At 44.8% G+C, this 232-nt stretch carries 1 protein-coding gene; it reads right to left on the minus strand.

Features of this window, described 5'->3' with window-relative positions:
* Nucleotides 1-116 precede the first annotated feature (116 nt).
* On the minus strand, nucleotides 117-218 hold the full coding sequence (locus tag RRF55_RS28110; protein WP_439419315.1) for a DALR anticodon-binding domain-containing protein: 102 nt from the start codon (nucleotides 216-218) through the stop codon (nucleotides 117-119).
* Nucleotides 219-232: the final 14 nt, after the last annotated feature.

Raw genomic sequence — 232 nt, forward strand, 5'->3', positions numbered from 1 at the left:
GCTACTTCGGGCAAAGCCCTTCATCTTGCGACGATGTGCAAAGCGTTGCTTTTTACATCGGTACCTCAAGCATAGCTTTCGGTCTTACAGCCATGTGTGAAGCTTTGCTTTGCTGGTTACATCGTCTCAGGTGCAGACACACCTAGTAACTCTAAACCATTACGCAAAACTTGTTGTACGTTTATTGAAAGTAATAAACGGGCTTGCGAAAGGGCAATATTCTGTTCGTCGA

The sequence above is a fragment of the Klebsiella sp. K47 genome (assembly GCF_051858335.1).
Classification (GTDB): Bacteria; Pseudomonadota; Gammaproteobacteria; order Enterobacterales; family Enterobacteriaceae; genus Klebsiella; species Klebsiella pneumoniae.